Raw genomic sequence first — 21,299 nt, 5'->3', positions numbered from 1 at the left:
TGCGCTTCTTGTACTTGCCGATCCGGATCTTCGGGCCGCGCTGCTGACCGAGCACCTTGACGGTGACGGTGACGTCCTTCGGGGACAGCGCGGGCGTCCCATTTCCACCGACGAGCAGAACATCCGGCGTGAACGTCTTGCCCTCCTCCGTCGGGAGCCGGTCGACGAGCAGACGCTGACCTTCGCTGACGCGATACTGCTTGCCACCGAGGGAAATGATTGCGTAGCTCATACGAGTTGGGTCTCCGACGCGGAAAACGCGGGCAGGTGCCCGCGAGCCGAGGGAGTGTAGCGAACGCGGAGCATCATCTGCGGTCGAAGTCGTCGAGCCACTGCGACATGGGCACGTAGCCCGCATCCTCCTGGGCTACGGGCTCGTCGGGCTCTTCGCCGTCACGTTCCGGTTCCGGAGCCGGCACGACTGAGACAGGGATCACGTCGGCCTCGACCGCAGCGGTGACGGCATCGCCATCGTCCACACGTTCGACATCGATCTCCACCGCACCGTTGACCCCATCGTCCGCGGGCGCCCCGGCGCCGGCTGCCACAGCAGGCTTCTTGCGATGGTTCTTGCCGCCGCGGCTCCCTCGTCGCGTCTTTCGCTTCACGGGCGCTACCGCGCCGTCAGCGGCGTCGACGCCAGGTTCTTCTACGATCCCATCGACGACACCGGCATCGGCGGTCGCGTCCTCGTCGGCTATCGCATCCTCGATCACCTCGGGGGAGGCTCCGGCCTTCGTCGCGCCGTCGTTCGGGACGTGAATGCGCGGCGAGCGGCGACGGCCCGGGCTCGGCTCCGGCCTGCCGGGGGTCGTGGCGCCCTGGGCGTCACCGGTTGCTCCCTGGGTGGGAGCCACTCCATCGTCGACCGCCTCCTCAGTCTCCTGATCGGCATCTCCCGCCACGTCCTCGCCGCCGACTGCAGCCGCTCCGGCACCGGCGGGCTTGCGCCGGCGCCTGCCTCCACGTGAGCCGCGACGCGTCCGCTTCTTCGCCGGAGTCGTTCCATCTGCGGCAGGTTCGGCATCGGCATCGATCTCCTCGGCGTCCCCGATCTCGGCCACCTCATCGGCTCCGGTTGCATCGCCCTGGAAATCGCCTTCTTCGACATCGTGCGCCGCGGCAACATCTGTAGCCGCGTCCACTGCATCGTCGTCGGGCTGCGATCCGTCCTCGTCGCTCGAATCCTCTTCGCGTATCTCACCCTCGGTGACGAGAGCCTTGCGTTTGGCGGGCGCGCGCGTGGGCTTCTCCGCCTCGCTCTCAAAGGTGATCGGCCCGGCGCCCGCATCGGCGACGACGAGCGTCGCGAACGCCTGCCCGTCGAGCACTCGGCCGATAGTCACGGTCGCCTTCTTGCCGACGAGCTTGGCGGCGTCCGCCACGAGCACGTCGAGCCCCTCGAGCTTGCCGGCTCCGGCGGTGGCGTCGTAGCGACCCAGCTCACCGAGCTTGATCTCGACGGTGGACCCTTCCGCCACGTTGACGGCGGGCTGTAGGTCGACGAGCTTGCCTTCGGCGAGCACCGAGAAGTGATCGGTGTGAATGTGTCCCTCGGCAGCGACAAGGAAGAAGCGACGCCGTGTGGCCTCCTCGATCGCTGCGAGGCGGGCGCCACCCGGACCGACGACGAGCTCGAGGACACGCGGGTGAAGCGCGATCCGATATGCCTGAACGCGACTCCCGGGAGCTGCGAGCGCCCGAAGCTTGCGCTCGATCTGCATCGCGACCGTGTGATCGGACACGACGATGCCGTCGCCTGCGCAGGTCGGGCACTTGCGGGTCAGAATCTCGCGAGGCCCGTCGGTGACGTTCTGACGCGTCATCTCGACAAGTCCGAGCGGAGAGATCTCGACGACGTACGTCTTCGTTCGATCCCGCTCGAGCTCGTCCCGCAGCGCGTCCTCGACGGAAGCGCGGTTCTTCGGGTTGGCCATGTCGATGAAGTCGATGACGATGATCCCGCCGATATCGCGCAGCCGCAGCTGACGCACAACTTCCTTCACGGCCTCGAGGTTGTTCTTCGTGATCGTGTCCTCGAGCCGTTGATTCGAGTTCTTCGAGCGGGAGCCGACGAAACGGCCGGTGTTCACGTCGATCACCGTGAACGCCTCCGCGTAGTCGAAGACGAGATAGCCGCCGGAGGGAAGATCGACGCGCCGATCGAGGGTCGAGGCGATCTCCTTCTCGACGCCGGAGCTCTCGAACAGCGACTCCTTTTCCTTGTACCGGTGAACGCGCTCGATCATGTGCGGCGATGTCTTCTTCAGGTAGCTGACGATACGCTTGTGCGTGCGCTCGTTGTCGACCTGCGCCGAGACGAAGTCACCCGCGAAGAGGTCGCGCACGATCCGAAGCGGCAGCTCGGCCTCCTGATAGACGAGGCTCGGCGCAGCAGCGCCGTTCGCACGCGCTTGAATCGTTTTCCACAACCGCTGCAGGAAGACGAGGTCGCGCTCGACATCCTCCGCGGAGGCTCCCTCGGCCGCTGTGCGGACGATGACGCCACCCTCCTTGACGTCGAGGCTCTTGATGATGTCCTTGAGCCGGGCTCGCTCGGAGTCCTCGAGCCTGCGAGAAACGCCAAGCCCTTCGCCGTTCGGCACATAGACGAGGAAGCGACCGGGGAGGGAGATTTCGGTCGTCAGTCGAGCCCCCTTCGTCTTCATTGGATCCTTGACCGCCTGAACGAGCAACTGCTCCCCACGGCTGATCAGATCCTGAATCTTCTTTCCGTGCCGCTTGCCCTCGAGTTCCGGCACGACGATCTCGTCGACGTAGAGGAAACCGTTCTTCTCGAGACCGATCTCGACGAACGCAGCCTCCATCCCGGGCAGCACGTTGTCGACGGTTCCGAGGTAGATGTTGCCGGCAATCGACCTGCGCTCCGGGCGCTCGAGGTAGACCTCGGCAACACGGTCGTCCTCGATGATCGCGACGCGCTGCTCGCCGATATCGATGGAGATCAGCAGCTCACGCTTGGCGGCGGGAAGTGGCGAGCGTCGCGGAGGCTGGCGCCGCCGCTGCGTCGATCCACCTTGCCCGCCCGTGCGACGGCGGTCGGCGTTGCGCTCCGCGCGCTGGCTGCGCTCGGGCTTCTCGCGCGCCGGCTCCTTCGGCTGCTTCGTGGATGCCGGGCCTGATCCGGAGCTCGAAGCACCGTCGCCGTCGGCACCCTCGCCCGTGGGGCGTTTGCGACCGCGACCACCGCGACTGCCACGGCGTCGCTTGTTTCTCTGTGCCTCTGTCTCCGCGCCGGGTGCGACCGCGGATCCCGTCGAACTGGCCGCTGCGACCTCCGGCTCAGCCGGGGCTTCCGGAACCTCTGTTGTTGCGCTCTCGGGCGCGGCCGGCGCGTCCTTCTTGTTCTTCCATCGAAACCAGGGCAAAGGGTGCCTCTCTCTGTTGTAGCGCGCGCGGGCGCACAGAACCCCACCGGGGTGCCGGCCTCGCGCAGCGGATGTCAAAAACCGTGGCCATATTCAGTTGGGCCTCGCGGTTCAGGGTATCAGTGCGCGCTGCGCGGGGCAGAGAGGTGGTCAGGCTGCAGCCGGGCGAAGCCGCGTACGACGGGCCCGAACAGCGCGAAGGCGTTGATTCAAGCGAGCCCAGGCCCAGGGCTCGACCTCGGCGTATCGCTTCTCCGACTGGGCGCGTGTCGCTTCCAGGTACTCGAACCACGCATCGGCCTCTTCGATCTGGAGCAGTTCTTCTGCGAGTTCAACGTCCGGCACCGGCACTCCCTTCGGATCTCGGTTGCATCCTGTGTGTCGATGCGATCCTAGGACCCGGTCCGGACGGCACTCCCCCTAGCGACGCAGAACTGCCGTACCGAGCATTCGCGTGACCCCGTAGGCGATCGCTGCGCGGACGAGCCGCCCGCGAACGGGTAGGCGTCGGACGAGAGCACGGGCCCCCACGCCGGCGCCGAGTGCAGCGACGAGAGACGGTCCGGCTGCTCGGAGGAGCCCCTCGGGGCCGCGGGGGAGTGTTTCGCCCCGGGCGACTCCGACCAGCAGGAGCATTCGGACCTGGGTGAACGTGAGCATCGGAAGCTGTGGAACGATCTGGGGAGACGCGGCGAGCGCGGCGTTTGCATATGCCGTTCGTGCGACGAGTCCCTCGGAGACCGGAGCCCGCAGGATGGGTAGCCGAGCAGCAAGAGCCGGCCCGGCCGCGCCCACGGCCCGAGCGATCGCGATCGCGATCGGGCCGATGTTCGCCCCGAGGTTCTCTGACTCGACGTCGACGACGTCGTCAGCGAAAACGTGCGGGATCCTGTCGGAGCCACCCCGGCGTATGACGACTACCGGCGTCTGCTCACTCGTGAGCCGACGCAGGACGGCGCGCTCTCCACCACCCGGATCGCCCTCGACGATCCTCAACGCAACGGCCGCCGCAGCGGGATTGCCGTCGACCACGATGGCTCTGCGATCCCCGCCGACGGCGAGCGCCGTGGCCAATGCCTCGGCTCCTGGCCCCGAGATCACGATCATGGAGGGAGATCCTTCGGCCCCTCGGATCTCCCGGACGAGGCCGGCGAGCTGACCGATCGCGATGCCCGCAGGCATCAGCGGAACCTCCCTGACGTGCCGCGAGCATGGATGGACTGCAGCACGCCGATGGCCAGGAGGTTTGCCACCATCGACGATCCGCCGACCGTCACGAAGGGGAGCGGGATCCCTGTCACGGGCGCGATGCCCATCGTCATTCCCACATTGACGAAGACCTGGAAGAGGAACGCAGAGACGATCCCGCCGGCGACGACCGCCCCGTAGAGGTTCCCGGCGACCGTGATCACGCGAAGGGCGCGCCACACGACGAGCAGGTACAGAAGGAGCAGGATCGACGTGCCCACGAACCCGCGCTGCTCGGCGAACGATGCGAAGACGAAGTCCGTAGCGTGCTCGGGGAGGTAGTCGAGCCGGGTCTGGCTCGCGCCCTCAACCCCCCGTCCCGACAATCCGCCGGCACCAACCGCTGTCCTCGACTGGATCACGTTGTAGGTGAGGTCGCCCGGGTCGCTGTCGGGATTCGTGAACCCGATCAGACGCTCGGTCTGGTACGGCTTGAGGACCTGAACGCCCGCGGCCGGAAGGAACCAGAGAACGCTCGCGATGACCAACAGCGCCGCTACGACGACCAGCGCGAGATGAAGCCACCGCACCCCCGAGAGAAAGAGAACACCAGCGAGGGCACCGACGTAGACGAGCGCACTTCCGAGGTCGGGCTGGAGGAAGACGAGGATCATGGGAGCGAGACCGAGGCCCACCGCAGTCAGGACCGTCGAGATCTCACCGACCCGACGGCCACGCTCGACCATGAAGCCGGCGAGCGCGAGCACGAAGAAGAGCTTGCCGAACTCCGACGGCTGGAACTGGAACGGCCCCACGTCGATCCATCGCTTCGATCCGCGAATCGCCTCGGCAACGACGAACACGAACACCATCAACCCGATCGTGGCGCCGTAGATGAAGCGCCAGTGCCGTTGGTAGAGCGACGGGGGAATCGCGATCGCGACCAGCATCCCGACGATCCCGAGGCCAGCGGCCGTCGCCTGCCGTGTGACGTAGTAGTCGGGGTTCCCCGGGACGTCGAACCGGGTGATCCCGCCGATCGCCCAGAGCCCGTAGCCCACGAGCGTCGCGGCAGCGAGGAGCAGCACCCAGTCGAGCCGGCGGAGGATCCCGCCGAGATCGTAAGCCCCGAGCGACGGCGAGCGGGGGCCTGATGGTCGCGATCGCGCGTCGACGATCAATCGAGGTTCACCACCTGCAACGGCGGAGCCTTCTTGCCGAAATACTTCTCGAAGACACGCAGGGCGGCCGGGGCGGCCGCTGCGGAGCCATGCCCACCGTTCTCGATCACTGCGCAGACGACGAGCTCGGCATCGTCGGACGGGCCGTACCCGCACCACCACGACTGGTCTTCGAGATGGCCGACAGGATAGCCGGGGAGGTTGACGACCTTCTCGGCAGTGCCGGTCTTTCCGGCAATCGACACGCTGTAGCGGGAGAAGATGCCGGATGAGGTGCCGTTCGTGGAGTGCGTGGCTGCCCACAGGCCCTCCCGGACGGCCTCGAGTGCGGCGGGATCGACGCCCGCATCGCGCGGCGGCGGAGGCGGAAACTGCTGCAGCGTCAGCGCCGGTTGGCCCCTGACGCCCTGCTGCTCTGCGCCGGAGACGACGTACGGTGTGACCAGCTTGCCGCCGTTCGCGATCATCGCGTAGAAGCGCGCCATCTGCATCGGCGTCACGGTGACGTCCTTCTGACCGATCGCAAGCTGGATCGAGTCGCCGGGGTTCCAGGCCTTGTCCCATGCGCTCTCGAATGTCCGCTCGCGCCAGGCCGGCGTGGGAACCACCGTCTGCCACGACGGCGCTTCGTTGCCGATATCGAGCCCGGTCGGCGCCCCGAATCCGAACTTGCGCGCCCATTGCTGCATGCGGCTGCGAGTCTGCGAGCCACCTTCGTAGAAGCGATTACCGACGGTGTAGAAGTAGGTGTCGCAGGAGGTCGCGAGGGCCTCCGGCAGGTTCATCGGCCGGTTGACGAAGGGATCCCAGTTCTTGAACTTCTGCTTGTCACGCCCGTACTCCGCGGTGGGCGTGCACTGGATCGACGAGTAGGGCGAGAGGATGTGCTCCTGCATCGCCGCAAGAGCAGTGACGGGCTTCCACACGGAGCCGGGCGGGTAGGCGACCTGCGTGACGCGGTTGAGCCCGGGGTAGTCGGCCGCTTTGGCGGCAGCGTCGTTCACGAGCGGCGCGAGCTTGTCCGGGTCGATGCGCCCCACATAGACCGATGGCTTGTACGTGGGGTACGACGCCATCGCACGCACCGCTCCGTCCCGAGGATCGATCGCGATGATCGCACCACCCGCGACGTTGAACTGCTTGTTGGCTCTCGCGAGAGTCACGCCTTCCCTGATCGCACGTTCTGCGGCGCGCTGCACGTCGATGTCGAGCGTGAGCCGCACGGCCTTGCCGGGGTCGGCGTCGCGCCGAAGCTCCAGTGGGCTCTGCTGGCGCCCTCGCGAATCGACGCGGATCTGCGCGGCACCCGCCGTTCCGTTGAGCCACTCGTCGAAGGTTGCCTCGACGCCCGACTTGCCGATCTTGTCGCCTGCTCTGTAGTCCTTCCTTGCTGCCTGCTTCCTCTTCAGCTCCTCAGGCGAGACCTCGCCGATATAGCCGAGGAGCTGCGCGGCGAGCGACTGGTACGGATAGTCACGCAGGTACGTCTGCTGGATCTGCACTCCGGGGAAGTCCGCGGCGTGCTCCTGGAGGTAGAAGACCTGATCGTCGCGAACCGCCGTCTTCACCGTGATCGGCGTCAAGGGATCGTTGACGCGAGCATCGACCTCGCGAGCAAGGCGTTGAGTCGGCACGTCGAGGACGGCAGCGAGCCGCTGGATCATCCGATAGCGGCCCTCCTGCTTGGGCATGTCGCCGACCCACAGCTTGACGGCCGTCCCTGGAACGTTCGCGACTATCACACGGCCGTTCCGGTCGAGGATCGGCCCGCGTGGTGCCTCGACCCGGATCGTCCGCAGCTGGTTGTTCTGCGCCGCATCGAGATACTCCGCTCCGGAGAGCACCTGCAGTGACCAGAGACGGAAGAACAGCACGGCGAACACCGCCAGGGCGATCACCCCGAGGACGCCGACGCGGAGCGCGAGTCCCGGCGTCAGCCGGTACGGCGCGCTGACAGACGGGTCGGGAGGCAGGAAACGAGGGGACGTGTTTCGGCGCTCGCCGTACGGTGCATCAGACAAGGAGCTCGACCTCCCGTGCCCGATCCATGCGCTCGGGCGCACCGACGAAGTGCCGGACGAGGCCGAAGATCGGGTAGATGAGCAACGCGTTCCAGACGAGCGTGGCGGGGAACGCGGCAAGGACGACGCTCGCGGAGATCGACTCGCCGAGCATCGTCTGGACGGCGTAGGCAGCGAACCCCAAGAAGACGGTCGCGGCGACGGTGGTCAGCAACGCGGCCTGGGGCCTGCCGCGCCCTGTCGTCTCGCCATACCGCCCCGCCCAGTAGCCGACGAGGGTGAGGAGCAGGGCGGTCAACCCGAGGGTACCGAGCGTGGTCACGTCGACGATGAGTCCCGCGAAGAACCCGGTAACCGCACCCGCGACGGAGCCGCGAAGGAGCGCCATGGAGACGAGCGTGACGAGGAGAACGTCGGGGCCGCCACCGACGATCGCCACGGACGAGAACGCCGACACCTGCATGATCGCCACAACGAAGATGCTCAGCCCAATCCGAACGCCCGAGGCGGGGCTCACTTTCGACCGTCCTCGAGCACGAGAACGAGCACGGCGTCGACGCGATCGAAGTCCGCGAACGGCTCGACCTGAATCTGCTTCCAGAGATCGGTGTCCGCCTGCCCGACACTTGTGACCCGACCGATCGGGATACCTCGAGGGTAGAGCGACGCCAGCTTGCTCGACCTCCACCCCGCTGTCACGATCGTGTCGCCGACCGAGACCTTCACCTTCTTAGGGACGCGATCGAAGATCAGAGTGGTGGACGAACCTCGCCCGTGCTTGACGATGCCCGTGGCCCCCGAGCGTACGTCGATAGCCGACACGGCGAGCTGCTCGTCGCTGAGGAGCGTGACCCGAGCCGACCGCGAGTACACGCGGGTGACGCGGCCAAGAAACCCGTCTGCCGTGACAACGGGAGCGTCGAGCGCTACCCCGTCGTTCGACCCGGCAGCAACGACTACTTCCTGTGCGAACGTGCCGCTCGGGCGAGCGATGACTGCCGCAGCAAGGCCCGTGTAGTCGTCGGGAAAACGGGGGCCGTCGCGGAACGCGAGAAGGGCCTTGAGCTTCGCGTTCTCGTTGGCGGCGAACTGGTTCTGGATCACCTGCTGCCGGAGCGCCTCGGTCTCGGCTTTGAGGCGCTTCGCGTCGGAGCGCGCCGTGAGCAGGGAGTCAGCCCATCCGTAGACGTCACGGAACGGCTGGGCAACACGCTCGCCGGCGATCGTGACCGGCCGCAGAACGGTGGCGGCGGAGCTCTCGAGGGATGCGACTGGCCCGGAGTTCGGGCTCCGGAACGAGAAGGTGATCAGGACCAGCGCGAGCACAACGAGGATCCCCACTACAATCCGCCGCCTGAAGGCGGAGGTCGATCGTGAGGGTTGCTTGCCGGTGGCGGGACGCCGGACGTTGACGCCCAGCACCGCCGTGCGTGCGGTGCGATGACGGGGCACAGATGCGGATTGTACCGGCCCTCGCCGGTATGTGGCCCTCCGGAGGTGGGCCTTTGCGGGATCCGAACATGGCGCTCCAGCGCGGATATCGAGAGGCAATGCCCTCGGTCACCGCTTCCGGGGCGGCTAGCGGCGGTAGCCGTTGCGCCGCTTGCGCGAACGCTCGGAGCGAACGATCGTGTCGAACTCCTCGAGGCTACGGCCCGAACCGACGGCGACACACGTCAACGGGCTTTCGGCAAGATGCACCGGCATTTGCGTCTCGTGGCGAAGCCGCTCGTCGAGCCCCTGGAGCAGCGCTCCTCCGCCCGCGAGAACGATCCCCCGGTCCATGATGTCCGCTGCAAGCTCGGGAGGCGTCTTGTCGAGCGTGGACTTGATCGCGTCGATGATCTGGGAGACCGGCTCGTCGAGCGCACGGCGAACCTCCTCGGACGAGATGACGACGGTCTTCGGCAGCCCGGTCAACATGTCTCGTCCGCGCACCTCGGCCTGAACCTCCTCGGCGAGCCGGAAACCTGACCCGACCTCGAGCTTGATCTCCTCGGCCGTCTGCTGGCCGACGAGAAGCTTGTACTCCTTCTTGATGTGCGTGACGATCGCGTCGTCCATCTCATCGCCGCCGACACGGAGCGACTGCGAGACGACGATGCCACCGAGAGAGATGACGGCGACCTCGGTCGTGCCGCCTCCGATGTCGACGATCATGTTCCCCGTCGGCTCGCCAACGGGGAGCCCGGCGCCGATCGCGGCGGCCATCGGCTCCTCGATCAGGTACGCCTGCCGGGCACCGGCTGCGAGAGTTGCGTCCTCGACGGCCCGCTTCTCGACGCCGGTGACGCCCGAGGGAACGCAGACGATCACGCGCGGGTGGGCAAAGCGATGCTGGTGCACCTTCTGGATGAAATGCCGCAGCATCTGCTCGGTGACGTCGAAGTCGGCGATGACGCCATCCTTGAGCGGCCGGATCGCAGAGATCGTGCCGGGCGTGCGCCCCAGCATGCGCTTGGCCTCGACACCGACGGCATGGACGTCGCCTGTCCGTTGGTCGATCGCGACCACGGATGGCTCCGAGAGCACGATGCCGCGACCCCGCACGTAGACGAGGGTGTTGGCGGTGCCGAGGTCGACCGCCATGTCGCGGCCGCCGAAGCCGGTGAGAGCGTTGAACCAGCTCATGAACGGAGCAGTCTAGCTACGGATTTGCAGCAACTTCGGTGCTTTCGCAGAGAGCACATCGACAAGGAGCGCGGCAGGGAGCCCGACGACGTTGAGGTAGTCGCCCTCGATCCCGGCGACAAGGCGGCCACCGATTCCCTGGATCGCATAGCCGCCCGCTCGACCGCGCCATTCACCCGTGGCGACGTACTCATCGATCTCCGAAACGCCGAGCTCCCGAAACGTGACGCGCGTGACCGCATGATCGACGACGGCGAATCCCTGTCCGAGAACGCAGAGGCCCGACACGACGAGGTGAGTCGCACCCGCGAGCTCTGCCACCATCTCGCGTGCTCCACTCTCATCGGCGGGCTTTCCGTACAGGCGTCCGCCCATATGGACGGTCGTGTCGACGCCGAGCGTGACCGCTCCCTCGTCATGAGCCGACCGAGCCTTCCCCTCCGCGTGAGCGCGGACGAGCGCTACCGGGTCGGCATCGGGCGGATCGTGCTCCTCGTATACCGGGGCAACAACGTGGAACGGAATTCGGAGTTGCTCCAGGATCGCGCGTCGTTGCGGGGACGTCGAGGCGAGGACGAGCGTCATCAGCGTTTCCTTGCGACCCAGATCTCCTCCGCGGGCCACTTGCGCGACCACTCGACCGAGAATCCCTCGTAAAACGAGTGGTCGACCGCGTCCTTTGGCGCGTAGAGCTCGACGAGGTCGATCACGTCGAAGCCCGTCTCGCGGAGCAGGCGGAAGAGCTCGCCGTGCGGAAGCTGCCACTCGACCCCGAGCTCACCGGGCCATTCGAGGCGGCCGAGGCCGTGCTGCGGCCGGATCAACTCCGCGGTCGGCGCGCCTTCATCCGGAGCACAGAGGATCGAGAGGGTGCTGTTACGGAGAAACCAGAGTCGTCCGCCCGGGCGGAGGAGGCGATGCGCCTCGGGGATCCAGCGATACGGATCACACCAGATGACGGCGCCGTACTCGGAAACCGCCAGATCGAAGCTCTCGGCGGGCAGCGGGACGTCCTCCGCACTGGCCTCGACGAGCGGGAACTCGATCCCGAACTCACGTTGGCAGCGGCGAGCGGTGTCGAGCTGAGCAGGCGTCACGTCGACGCCGACGGGTCGCGCTCCCCGCCTGGCAAGCCAGGCCGAGACGTACGCTGTCCCGCAGCCGAGCTCGACAACGTCCAGCCCCTCGACGTCGCCGAGCGTTCCGAGCGGCGTCTCCGGAATCCCGAAGACCCCCCAGGTGATCTCCTCGGCCGCCCAGGTCGAGCTCGCCGTCGCATCGGTGTAGGCCGCGTTGGATCGCGTCCATTCCTCCCGGTTGCGTTTCGCGTCGTCAGAGATGTCGGTCATGGGAACGAGGAGCGAGCTCTCCCCCGGATGCGCTTACTCCGGGGGAAGGCCCTAGAGCAGGCCGTCCGGGAAGAACAGCGACAGCTCACGCTTGGCGCTCGCCTTCGAGTCCGAGCCGTGGACGATGTTCTCCGACAGCAGCGTGGCGAAGTCTCCACGGATCGTGCCCGGCGCCGAGTCGGCCGGATTCGTGGCTCCCATCATCCCGCGGACGCCGAGGATTGCGTTCTCACCACGGACCGCGAGTGCGAGGACGGGACCCGAGGTGATGAACGATACGAGCTCCCCGAAGAAGGGCTTGTTCTTGTGCTCGGCGTAGTGCTGCTGAGCGAGAGCGCGGGGGATCTTCAACAGACGAGCGCCGCGGAGCTCGTAGCCGCGACGCTCGAAGCGGGAGACGATCTCGCCGCAGAGTGCGCGACGGACGCCGTCCGGCTTGACGAGGACGAGTGTGGTTTCAGTAGCCATAGGCGCGGAAGCCTAGTCACTCGCGACCGTCTGCGGCCGGGGGATCAGCTCGAGCGTCGGGCGCGCAACGGCTGAAGTGGCTCCTCGCCGAGGGCCGCCGAGGGCAGAACGGGCTCGGCACAGTACGGGCATGCCTGCCAGATCGCCTCGAGGGGAGCCGCGCAGGACGAGCACGCCTGCTTCAGGCGCGTCGTGCACACAGGGCAGACGAGATAGGACGAATCGACCTGACCGCGGCAGACGGGACAGCGGAGGTCGTGCTCGGCGAGGCGCTCCTCGAGGGCGCGATTGTCGAGCTCGCGATCGCGCCGCTCCTGGATCGAATCCGGTGGTCGGAGGAAGAGGTACACGATCGGCCCGATGAAGGGCGGCACGAGCCCGAGCACGGCAGCCATTCCGACGAGCCAGGGATCCTCGATACGGCGGCGCGCATCCTTGAACACCCAGAACGCCGTCGTCAGCCAGAACACCACGACGAGGAACCCGGCCAGGTTGCGGGCGAGAATCCAGGTGTTCGAATCGAAGAAGGCTTCGGCAATCATCGGCGACGTCCCGCGGTCAGAGAAGAACCTTGCCGAGGATATACCCGACGGCGAACGCGGCACCGACGATGACCGTCACGACGATGAGGGCGAAGGTCAGCGCAGTCAATCGTTCTCTCATTCGCGAACGCCGCTTCATCGCCGCGCCGCCTCCTCGAGATCGGCCAGGAGGTAGAGCGATCCGGTCACGAGGACGGGCTCCCCGAGGGTGTGCGCGCGGGCGACGGCGGCTGATGGGTCGCCCACGGACTCCACCGTGCCGAAGTGAGGCCTGGCGCGCTCGGCGAGATCGGCGGCCGCGAGCGACCGTGCATTCGATGAGCTCGTAGCAACGAACCGGCTACCGGCTGTGGCCAGGCGAGAGAGCATCAGCTCGACGTTCTTGTCCCCGAGGATCGAGGCGCAGATCGTGTAGTCGGCCTCGGGAAGGTGCGCCAGGAGCCAGGAGACGCCGTCCGGGTTGTGGGCTCCGTCGCGGATCTCGCCTGGTCGCCACTCGAGCCGGCCGGGAAGCGACACCGGTTCAGGGAGATCGACGGGATGGCCGACGAATGCGGCTGCGGCCTCGCGCGCGCCACCGAACTCGATTCTGCCCTGCGGGACGAGAGACCGAAACGTGCCGTCCGGAAGGATCACTACGGTGTCGTCAGAATGGACAACAGCAAGCTTCTCCGTCGCAATCGCCTCGACCGTGTCGCCGAGCACCTCGGTGTGCTCGAGGCCGACGTTCGTGAGCAGGACAACCCTGGAGCGCAGGACATTGGTGGCGTCGAAGCGACCGCCCAGCCCGGCCTCCACGACCGCGACGTCGACGCCGGCGTCGGCAAACGCCCACAGCGCCGCCGCGGTCATCGTCTCGAACTGCGTCGCCGCGAGTTTCTCCGCATCACGCCGAACGCGTCGCAGCGCAGCCTCGAGGTCGCCAGGTCGGCCGTCGATTCGCAGCCGGTCGCTCCAGTCGCGAATGTGCGGCGAGATCGTCGCCCCCACCGAGAGGCCGGCGGCCAGAAGGGCCCGTTCGACCGTCAGCGTCGCAGTGGACTTGCCGTTCGTTCCGACGATGTGGACGGCGGGGTAGCGGTCCTGCGGATTGCCGAGTGCAGCGAGGAGAGCGCGCATCCGCTCCAGCCCGAAGCCGTCCTCCGGCCACGGACTGAGGCCGGCGAGCCAGGCGATCTCGTCACTCACCGCCGGCCCGCTCCTGGTGACGGCACGCCCGGTCGGCTCGGCGCATTCCCGCTTGCTGCGCGGCTCGCGAGCCGCTGTCTCGCCATCCTTCGACCGCGCACGACTCGCTCCTCAACCCTCGACGCCGGAGAGCGCCTCGCGCTCGCGCCGGAACCGCTCGAGCTTCTCGCGCTCACCGTCGACGACCGCGGACGGTGCGCTCGTGACGAACTTCTCGTTGGCGAGCATCGCCTCTGCCCGTGCGATCTCCTTCTCCAGCCGCGCGATCTCCGGGCCCGCGTCGCCGGTGACCTTCTGTCGTTCCGGCCGAACGACTGCTGCGAAGATGCGCCGTTCGTCGTCGGAGTCGAGCGCCACCTGGACACCGCTGCGCCGAAAGGTTACGGCCGCTTCCTGGATCCGCGTAAGCGCTCCCGCGTCGTCGCGGAACCGGTCGTCAGGGTCGAGCCACCGCGACACGATCAGGCGCTCCTGTGGCCCGGGGAGGTACGACCAGATCTCCTCTGTCACGTGTGGGAGCATCGGGTGGAGCAGCGCAAGGAGACGCTCGAGCGCCGCAACGGCAGTCGCCGCCACACTCTGCTCGTGTTCGTAGAGGCGCGGCTTGATCGCCTCCGCATACCAGTCGCAGAAGTCGTCGAACGTCAGGTGGTAGAGCGTGTTTGCGGCGGTCGCGAAGTCGAACGCGGCCCACGCCTCCTCCACCTGCTCGCGGGCAGAGTCGATCCGCGCGAGAATCCATCGCTCCTCGAGGGCCGTCGGCTCGACGCGCGCCTCGATCTCGCCGGCGTTCTGGAGGATCAGGCGGGAGACGTTCCAGAGCTTGTTGGCAAGCTTGCGGCCCTCCTCGATCGAGCCCGGAGAGAAGCGCACATCCTGGCTCGAGGAGATCTTGAGCAGGCCGTACCGCGTCGCGTCTGCTCCGTGCGCCTCGATCATCTCGATCGGGTCGATGCCCGTTCCCAGGCTCTTCGACATCCTGCGCCCGTCGACTGCGAGAACCGTCGAGTGGATGATCACATCCGTGAACGGCACCTCGCCCATCGCCTCGAGCCCCGCCCAGATCATGCGGTTCTCCCAGAGGCGGATGATCTCGCGGGCCGTGGAGTTGACGTTTCCCGGGTAGTAGGCAGCGAGCTCCGGTGTCTGATCCGGCCAGCCGAGGGTCGCGAACGGCCAGAGGGCCGAGGAGAACCACGTGTCGAGAACGTCGGGATCGCGCGTCAACGACACGCCGGCACCTGCTCGCCCCTGCGCCTCCTTCTCCGTCGGGGCACAGATCACCTCGCCGTCGGGTGTGGTCCAGATGGGGAGCTGATGCCCCCACCAGAGCTGCCGCGAGACGCACCAGTCCGGCGTCTCCTCGAGCGAGGTGATCGCGAAACGATGCTGAGACTCCGGATGGAAGCGAACCGTTCCCTCGCGCAACGCTTCGATCGCCGGCCGCGCCGGCTCCTCCATCTTGCACCACCACTGGAGCGAGATCAGGGGCTCGATCCGCGTGTGGCATCGCTCACACGTGCCGACTGCGTGGCGGTAGTTGGCCCGCTTCACGAGCTGACCGCGCTCCTTGAGCCAGGTGATCACCGCGACGTCCGCCTCCGACTGCGTCAGCCCCTCGAGGGAGCCGGCGTGCTCGTTCATCCTCCCGTCGAGGCCGATCACCATCGGCTCGGGAAGCTCATGATCGCGCCCGATCACGAAGTCGGTCGGGTCGTGGCCGGGCGTGATCTTGAGCGCGCCCGTGCCGAACGTGGGGTCGACGCGCTCGTCGGCGATCACGGGAACGGGGCGCTCGACGTACGGAACGATGACGTTGCGGCCGATCGCGGTCGCGTAACGCTCGTCTTCGGGATGGACGGCGACGGCGACGTCACCGAGGATCGTCGCCGGTCGAACGGTCGCTATCACGATGCCGTCTTCTCCGTCGCCGTCAGCGAACGGGTAGCGGACGTACGTGAGCACGTCATCCATCTCCTCGTGCACAACTTCGAGATCCGAGATTGCCGTCTGGTGAAAGGGGCACCAGTTGACGATGCGATTCGCCCGGTAGATCCAGCCGCGATCCCAGAGACGGACGAAGAACGTCGTCACGGCGCGCGAGTAGCCCTCGTCCAGCGTGAACCTCTCACGCTCGTAGTCGAGCGATGCGCCGAGGCGTCGGTACTGCCCCATGATTGTGCGGCCGGTCAGCTCGAGCCACTGCCATGTCCGGGCGACGAACGCCTCGCGGCCGAGATCGTGGCGTGTCAGTCCTTCACTCGCGAGCTGCTTCTCGACGACGTTCTGGGTCGAGATACCGGCGTGGTCGTAGCCGGGCTGCCAGAGCGTGCGGTAGCCGCGCATCCGGTGCCAGCGAACGAGCACGTCCTGGATCGAGCCGTTCAGGGCATGGCCGAGATGAAGATCGCCGGTGACGTTAGGAGGCGGCACGCAGATGACATAGCTCTCGTCGCGTGTCGCGCCCACTCCGGCGGCGTAGAGCCCTTCAGCCTCCCACGTTTCCTGCCAGCGCGCCTCGACGCCGTCAGGCTTGTAGAGCGGCTCCATCGTTCGGTCGGTCGTCATCGGCAGTCAAGTGTACGGCGCGATGCCTCGCCCCGGCTCGGGAGTCGACCCTCGGGAGTCGACCTTCAGGCCTCGACGCTGGCGGACGCGACGCCTCCGCGTGATAGCCCACGACCACGCGGGGCGAGGCGTGCTTCAACCCGGGCGTCCTGCCCGGCCCGTCAGGCAACGAAACGTTCGCTCGATCGTGGTCGCGGCGCGCAGCCGAACGACTACGACGCGGCGTTGCCTGCCGCAGCGCCGAACTCGTCGCCCGACTCACCCGCGGCTGCCGATCCGCTCGTCACGAGCGTCGGGCTGAGCCCCTTCGAGATCGTCTCCTTTGTGATCACGCACTTGGAGACGTCCTGGCGCGACGGCAGCTCGAACATCACGTCGAGGAGTGCGGCTTCGATGATCGAACGAAGGCCGCGCGCCCCGGTCTCGCGCTTGAGCGCCTTCTCGGCGATCTCGAGGAGCGCGTCGTCCGTGAACACGAGCTCGATCGTGTCGTAGCCGAAGAAGCGCTGGTACTGGCGGGTCAGGGCGTTCTTCGTCTCGGTGAGGATCTGTACGAGATCGTCGCGACGGAGCTGGTGCACTGCCGAGACGACGGGAAGGCGACCGATGAACTCGGGGATGAGCCCGAAGTTCACGAGATCCTCCGGCATCACGGCGGACAGGAGCTCCGCGCCTTCACCGGAGTGCTTCGATCGCACGTTGGCGCCGAAACCGACCGAGTTCGCTCCGATCCGCCGCTCGACGATCCTGTCGAGCCCGGCAAACGCTCCGCCGCAGATGAAGAGGATATTCGTCGTGTCAATCGAGAGGAACTCCTGGTGGGGATGCTTACGGCCGCCCTGCGGCGGCACGGAGGCGACGGTCCCCTCGAGGATCTTCAGCAGCGCCTGCTGCACGCCCTCGCCCGAGACGTCGCGCGTGATCGACGGGTTGTCGGCCTTCCGGGCGATCTTGTCGACCTCGTCGATGTAGATGATTCCCGTCTCGGCCTTCTTGATGTCGAAGTCGGCTGCCTGGATCAGCTTGAGGAGGATGTTCTCGACGTCCTCGCCGACGTAGCCGGCTTCGGTGAGCGCCGTCGCGTCGGCGATCGCGAAGGGGACGTTGAGGATCCGTGCAAGCGTCTGCGCGAGTAGCGTCTTGCCGCACCCGGTCGGGCCGAGCAGAAGGATGTTCGACTTCTGGAGCTCGACATCGCCCTCTTCGACCTGCCCCATGCGGACGCGCTTGTAGTGGTTGTAGACCGCGACCGACAGCGTCCGCTTCGCCTCTTCCTGCGAGACGACGTAGTCGTTGAGGACGGCGTAGATGTCCTTCGGGCGAGGCAGGTTGTCGAGGTCGAGCGAGACGGGAGCGGTCAGCTCCTCGTCGATGATCTCGTTGCAGAGATCGATGCACTCGTCGCAGATGTAGACGCCGGGACCGGCGATCAACTTCTTCACCTGCCGCTGACTCTTGCCGCAGAAGCTGCAGAGCAGCTGCTCGTTTCCGTCGCTCGCTCGGGCCACGTCTCTCCTTTTACTCCGAAATCGCCTGTTTGGCTATCCCGTCGGGTCTAGCGGTGCGCGATCACGCGATCGATGAGGCCGTACTCGACCGCCTCGTTCGAGGTCATGAAGTAGTCGCGATCCATGTCCTGCTTGACCTTCTCGACATCCTGGCCGGTGTGGTCAGACATGATCTCCTCCAGCTTGCGCTTCAGCGCAATCGTCTCCTTCGCGTGAATCTCGATGTCGGACGCCTGCCCCTGATAGCCGCCCCAGACCTGATGGATCAGAATCCTCGAGTTCGGCAGCGCCATCCGCTTCCCTTTCGCGCCTCCGGTAAGAAGGAGGGCTCCCATGCTCATCGCGATGCCGACGCAGATCGTCGAGACGTCGGGCTTGATGAACTGCATGGTGTCGTAGATCGAGAGCCCGTCGTAGACCGAGCCGCCCGGTGAGTTGATGTACAGCGAGATGTCTTTGTCGGGATCTTCCGACTCGAGGTGGAGCAACTGCGCATTGATCAGGTTTGCGATCTGGGAGTCGACCTGCGTGCCGAGGAAGATGATTCGCTCGTTCAGCAGTCGCGAATAGATGTCGAACGAGCGCTCGCCGCGCGAGGTCTGCTCGATCACCATGGGAATCAACGGGCTCATTCGGGCTCCTTGCTGCCGGGTGTCCACAACTTCTTCTCCGGCTCGGTGTTTTCCTTGTCAGGCGTCCACATCTTGTCGCGCGCCTCGGCGAGGTCGGGCGCAATCGGCTTGACCTCGCCGACGAGGCGATCGAGGGCGGCGCGCATGCGCAGATCCTCCCTCAGCGACTCCTGATGGCCGTGCGCCCAGATGCCCGCGATCACCTCATCGGGATCGTCGCCGGACAGCTCGGCCTGCTCGCGGATCAATGCCTTCACGTCGTCGTCGGAGATCTCGATCCCGATGCGATCTGCGACCGCCTCGAGGGCGAGCTCACGTGCGACCGACTGTGCAGCCTCGCCATGCATCTGCGCGATCAAGACCTCGGGCGTCTGCCCCGTCACCTGGAAGTACGTCTCGGGCGCGATCCCGCGGCGGTCGAGAGACCGAACGAACCCGTCCAGCAGCTCGCGGGCGCGCGTCTCGACGAGCGGGCCGGCACCCTTGACCTTCGATGCGGAGACGAGCGTGTCGACGGCGGCCGTCCTGAACGCGGAGTCGATCTCGGCTTCGACCGCCGTGAGAATCCGGCCCTCGATCTCCGCACGAAGCTCGGCCAGCGTGTCGAACTCGCTCGCGGAACGGGCCAACTCGTCGTCGATCTCTGGAAGCACCTTCTCGTTGATGTGCTTGACCGTGATCGACACGCTCGTGTGCGACTCGTCGGCGAGCTCGTACGTGATCTCCTTCGTCTCGCCGACGCTCGCGCCGATCAGCGCAGCCTCGATCTCCTCGACGAGGCGTCCGGAACCGAGCTCGACGACCGTGTCCGACTGCACCTCTCCCTCCTCACCGACGAGGTCGATGACCAGCGTGTCAGCGTCCTTTGCGGCACGATCGTCGGCGGGAACGAGCTCTGCGACGGTCTGTCGCAGCGCCTCGAGTTCCTGATCGACGAGTTCCTGCGGAACCTCTGCTTCGACGCGCGGCACCTCCAGCGTCGTCCAATCGACGATCTCCGGAGTGGGCTGCACCTCGATCGTCGCCGAGAACGACCACGGTTCCTTCTCGGTCGTCGGGAGCTCGAAGTCGTACTCGGGCGCCGCGATCGGCCGCAGGCGCGTGCGTGCCGCCGCCGCCCAGAACCAGCCGCTGATGTGCGACTCCACTGCCTCGACCCAGATCCGGTCTTTCCCGATCTTCGAGATCAGCACCGGCGTTGGCACCTTGCCCTTCCGGAACCCCGGGATCTTGACCGAATCGGCCAGGTCGTTCGTCGCATGCTCGACGGCGTGCTCGAGCTCGTGCACCGACACATCCACCGTCAGGCGGACACGATTGTCTCCGAGCTCTTCCACCTGCGAGGACATCAGAGGGCCATTCAAGCAGAGACGGTATGGCCTCCCGACGGGTTGTCGGTCGGTCCGGTCCGTCCGACCCAGGTCCTACGCTCGCCAGATGGTGATCGGAATCATCGTCTTCGGCTCCGTCTTCCTCGTGGGGCTCGCGCTCGGGACCGTGACGCGGAGGCCACTCGCGACCGCGTCGCTCGTCGTTGCAGCCTTCGTCAGCCTGCTCGTCGTCCAGACCCACGAGCCGCTCGCAGGCTTCGCGGCCTTCGCGCTCATCTCGCTCGCGGGACTCGTGCTCGACTCGATGCGCGAGACCGTCGGCCTCCTGCTCGGACGCTAGCCACCATCGCACGCCCGTCGCGCTAGATTCTGGGCACCACGCGGGCGTGGCGGAACTGGTAGACGCGGCGGGTTTAGGTCCCGTTGGGCTTCGGCTCTTGGAGGTTCAAGTCCTCTCGCCCGCATTGCATGATCGCTGCGGTGTCATCCGCCGAGCTTCACGACCATCATGAAGACGACGATCCAGAGTAGAACGAGCTCGATGCGCGAGTAGCGCAGGACGTTGCCGATCAGCTGCTGGGCGCGCGGGTTGGCTCCGCCCGACTCGATCTCCGCCTTGATCTTCCCGGACGTCGGGCCGAGATAGGCGACACCGGCAACGACCGAGATAATCCAGACAAGGAGGCCGAACGAAATGAACGGCTCGCTCCAGTCCCAGTTGCCGTTGATCGCGAGTGCCGCGCCCGTCACGATCAGGAGCAACGACGCAGGCATGAAGACGCGCGTGCCAAGCACCTCGACGTCGCCGGCGAACCCTGCAATCCTGGCCTCGTCCTTCGTGCCGAGTACACGCAGCGAGAGCACCTGCAGGAAGAACCCTCCGCCGACCCAGATGATCGCGGACGCGATGTGAAGGAAGAGGAAGAGCTCGTACCAGGTCACGGGGGACTCCTTTGTCGCCGAGGGAGAGCAGCTGTGTTCGAGAAAGAGCAGCGGAAACGGCTTCGAGTTCTCGCCCACCGCGCGGATCCCTTCGGACTCGTGGGTCGGGGGCTTCGACCAAATCCCTGTCTGCGCGACGCACCGACCGCCTCCGACCTGGCTGAAGCTCAGGCAGAACGGGCAAGGGGCCATATCTTCGAGCCCTCGCGTGCACGCTGGCGCCCGCACGCGAGGGCGAGACGAGATGGCCCCGGGAGGAATCGAACCTCCGCGCGTGGATTCGAAGTCTCTTCGTTCGAGGCACGCCCACTGTTCTAAGCCGTTCTGATGTGCTCTGAGGTGCTCTCAGTTCGCTCATATC

20 protein-coding genes and 1 tRNA gene are annotated in these 21,299 nt (G+C 66.6%); 2 read left to right on the top strand and 19 right to left on the bottom strand.

The window, feature by feature from the left end; genetic code table 11:
• From ABIR74_RS11045 to tig, 18 genes are all read right to left on the bottom strand, one after another.
• The coding region (locus ABIR74_RS11045; RefSeq protein ID WP_348178037.1) for a bL21 family ribosomal protein at positions 1-232 on the bottom strand (232 nt) is incomplete at its 3' end.
• A gap of 73 nt (positions 233-305) precedes the next feature.
• Positions 306-3,389, bottom strand: a complete 3,084-nt coding sequence (locus tag ABIR74_RS11040) for an Rne/Rng family ribonuclease (RefSeq protein ID WP_348178035.1) — start codon at positions 3,387-3,389, stop codon at positions 306-308.
• A gap of 150 nt (positions 3,390-3,539) precedes the next feature.
• Positions 3,540-3,734 (bottom strand): hypothetical protein, encoded by a 195-nt coding sequence (locus ABIR74_RS11035; RefSeq protein ID WP_348178033.1) that lies wholly within the window; start codon positions 3,732-3,734, stop codon positions 3,540-3,542.
• A gap of 75 nt (positions 3,735-3,809) precedes the next feature.
• Positions 3,810-4,571: a hypothetical protein gene (locus ABIR74_RS11030; RefSeq protein WP_348178030.1), complete on the bottom strand. Its 762-nt coding sequence runs from the start codon at positions 4,569-4,571 to the stop codon at positions 3,810-3,812.
• Positions 4,571-5,758, bottom strand: a complete 1,188-nt coding sequence (rodA, locus tag ABIR74_RS11025) for a rod shape-determining protein RodA (protein WP_348178028.1) — start codon at positions 5,756-5,758, stop codon at positions 4,571-4,573. The genes ABIR74_RS11030 and rodA overlap by 1 nt, the downstream gene beginning before the upstream one ends.
• On the bottom strand, positions 5,755-7,779 hold the full coding sequence (mrdA, locus tag ABIR74_RS11020) for a penicillin-binding protein 2 (RefSeq protein WP_348178026.1): 2,025 nt from the start codon (positions 7,777-7,779) through the stop codon (positions 5,755-5,757). The genes rodA and mrdA overlap by 4 nt, the downstream gene beginning before the upstream one ends.
• On the bottom strand, positions 7,772-8,296 hold the full coding sequence (gene mreD / locus ABIR74_RS11015; protein WP_348178023.1) for a rod shape-determining protein MreD: 525 nt from the start codon (positions 8,294-8,296) through the stop codon (positions 7,772-7,774). The genes mrdA and mreD overlap by 8 nt, the downstream gene beginning before the upstream one ends.
• Positions 8,293-9,231, bottom strand: a complete 939-nt coding sequence (gene mreC / locus ABIR74_RS11010) for a rod shape-determining protein MreC (protein ID WP_348178021.1) — start codon at positions 9,229-9,231, stop codon at positions 8,293-8,295. The genes mreD and mreC overlap by 4 nt, the downstream gene beginning before the upstream one ends.
• Before the next feature lie 126 nt (positions 9,232-9,357).
• Entirely contained in the window at positions 9,358-10,410 is a 1,053-nt protein-coding gene (locus ABIR74_RS11005) for a rod shape-determining protein (RefSeq protein ID WP_348178018.1), read from the bottom strand.
• A 12-nt stretch (positions 10,411-10,422) separates the two neighbouring features.
• A complete protein-coding gene (locus tag ABIR74_RS11000; RefSeq protein WP_348178016.1) occupies positions 10,423-10,995 on the bottom strand; it encodes a nucleoside triphosphate pyrophosphatase in 573 nt (190 codons plus the stop codon).
• Positions 10,995-11,759 (bottom strand): class I SAM-dependent methyltransferase, encoded by a 765-nt coding sequence (locus tag ABIR74_RS10995; protein WP_348178014.1) that lies wholly within the window; start codon positions 11,757-11,759, stop codon positions 10,995-10,997. Before ABIR74_RS10995 ends, ABIR74_RS11000 begins: the two co-directional genes overlap by 1 nt.
• Before the next feature lie 51 nt (positions 11,760-11,810).
• The gene (gene ndk, locus ABIR74_RS10990; RefSeq protein ID WP_348178012.1) at positions 11,811-12,227 is read right to left on the bottom strand and encodes a nucleoside-diphosphate kinase; all 417 of its coding nucleotides are present in this window, start codon (positions 12,225-12,227) and stop codon (positions 11,811-11,813) included.
• Positions 12,228-12,271: 44 nt separating this feature from the next.
• The gene (locus ABIR74_RS10985) at positions 12,272-12,769 is read right to left on the bottom strand and encodes a zinc ribbon domain-containing protein (protein ID WP_348178010.1); all 498 of its coding nucleotides are present in this window, start codon (positions 12,767-12,769) and stop codon (positions 12,272-12,274) included.
• A 135-nt stretch (positions 12,770-12,904) separates the two neighbouring features.
• Entirely contained in the window at positions 12,905-13,957 is a 1,053-nt protein-coding gene (locus ABIR74_RS10980) for a Mur ligase family protein (protein ID WP_348178008.1), read from the bottom strand.
• Positions 13,958-14,068: 111 nt separating this feature from the next.
• Entirely contained in the window at positions 14,069-16,525 is a 2,457-nt protein-coding gene (locus tag ABIR74_RS10975) for a valine--tRNA ligase (protein ID WP_348178006.1), read from the bottom strand.
• A gap of 212 nt (positions 16,526-16,737) precedes the next feature.
• Positions 16,738-18,033, bottom strand: a complete 1,296-nt coding sequence (gene clpX, locus ABIR74_RS10970) for an ATP-dependent Clp protease ATP-binding subunit ClpX (protein WP_348178004.1) — start codon at positions 18,031-18,033, stop codon at positions 16,738-16,740.
• A 47-nt stretch (positions 18,034-18,080) separates the two neighbouring features.
• Positions 18,081-18,665 carry an ATP-dependent Clp endopeptidase proteolytic subunit ClpP gene (gene clpP, locus ABIR74_RS10965; RefSeq protein ID WP_348178003.1) on the bottom strand — a complete coding sequence of 195 codons (585 nt, stop codon included), beginning with the start codon at positions 18,663-18,665 and terminating at the stop codon, positions 18,081-18,083.
• Complete coding sequence (gene tig / locus ABIR74_RS10960; protein WP_348178002.1) at positions 18,662-20,029, bottom strand: trigger factor; 1,368 nt, start codon at positions 20,027-20,029, stop codon at positions 18,662-18,664. Before tig ends, clpP begins: the two co-directional genes overlap by 4 nt.
• Before the next feature lie 73 nt (positions 20,030-20,102).
• On the opposite strand from tig, the gene ABIR74_RS10955 reads away from it, so the two are divergent.
• Complete coding sequence (locus ABIR74_RS10955; protein ID WP_348178001.1) at positions 20,103-20,336, top strand: hypothetical protein; 234 nt, start codon at positions 20,103-20,105, stop codon at positions 20,334-20,336.
• Positions 20,337-20,376: 40 nt separating this feature from the next.
• Positions 20,377-20,460, top strand: a tRNA-Leu gene (locus ABIR74_RS10950).
• Positions 20,461-20,479: 19 nt separating this feature from the next.
• On the opposite strand, the gene ABIR74_RS10945 is transcribed toward ABIR74_RS10950, so the two are convergent.
• Positions 20,480-20,938, bottom strand: coding sequence for a DUF2269 family protein (locus ABIR74_RS10945; RefSeq protein ID WP_348178000.1), 459 nt, complete (start codon positions 20,936-20,938; stop codon positions 20,480-20,482).
• Positions 20,939-21,299: the final 361 nt, after the last annotated feature.

This window comes from Gaiella sp. (genome assembly GCF_039915195.1).
GTDB lineage: Bacteria > Actinomycetota > Thermoleophilia > Gaiellales > Gaiellaceae > Gaiella.
This window is presented reverse-complemented; position numbering and strand designations above follow the sequence as displayed.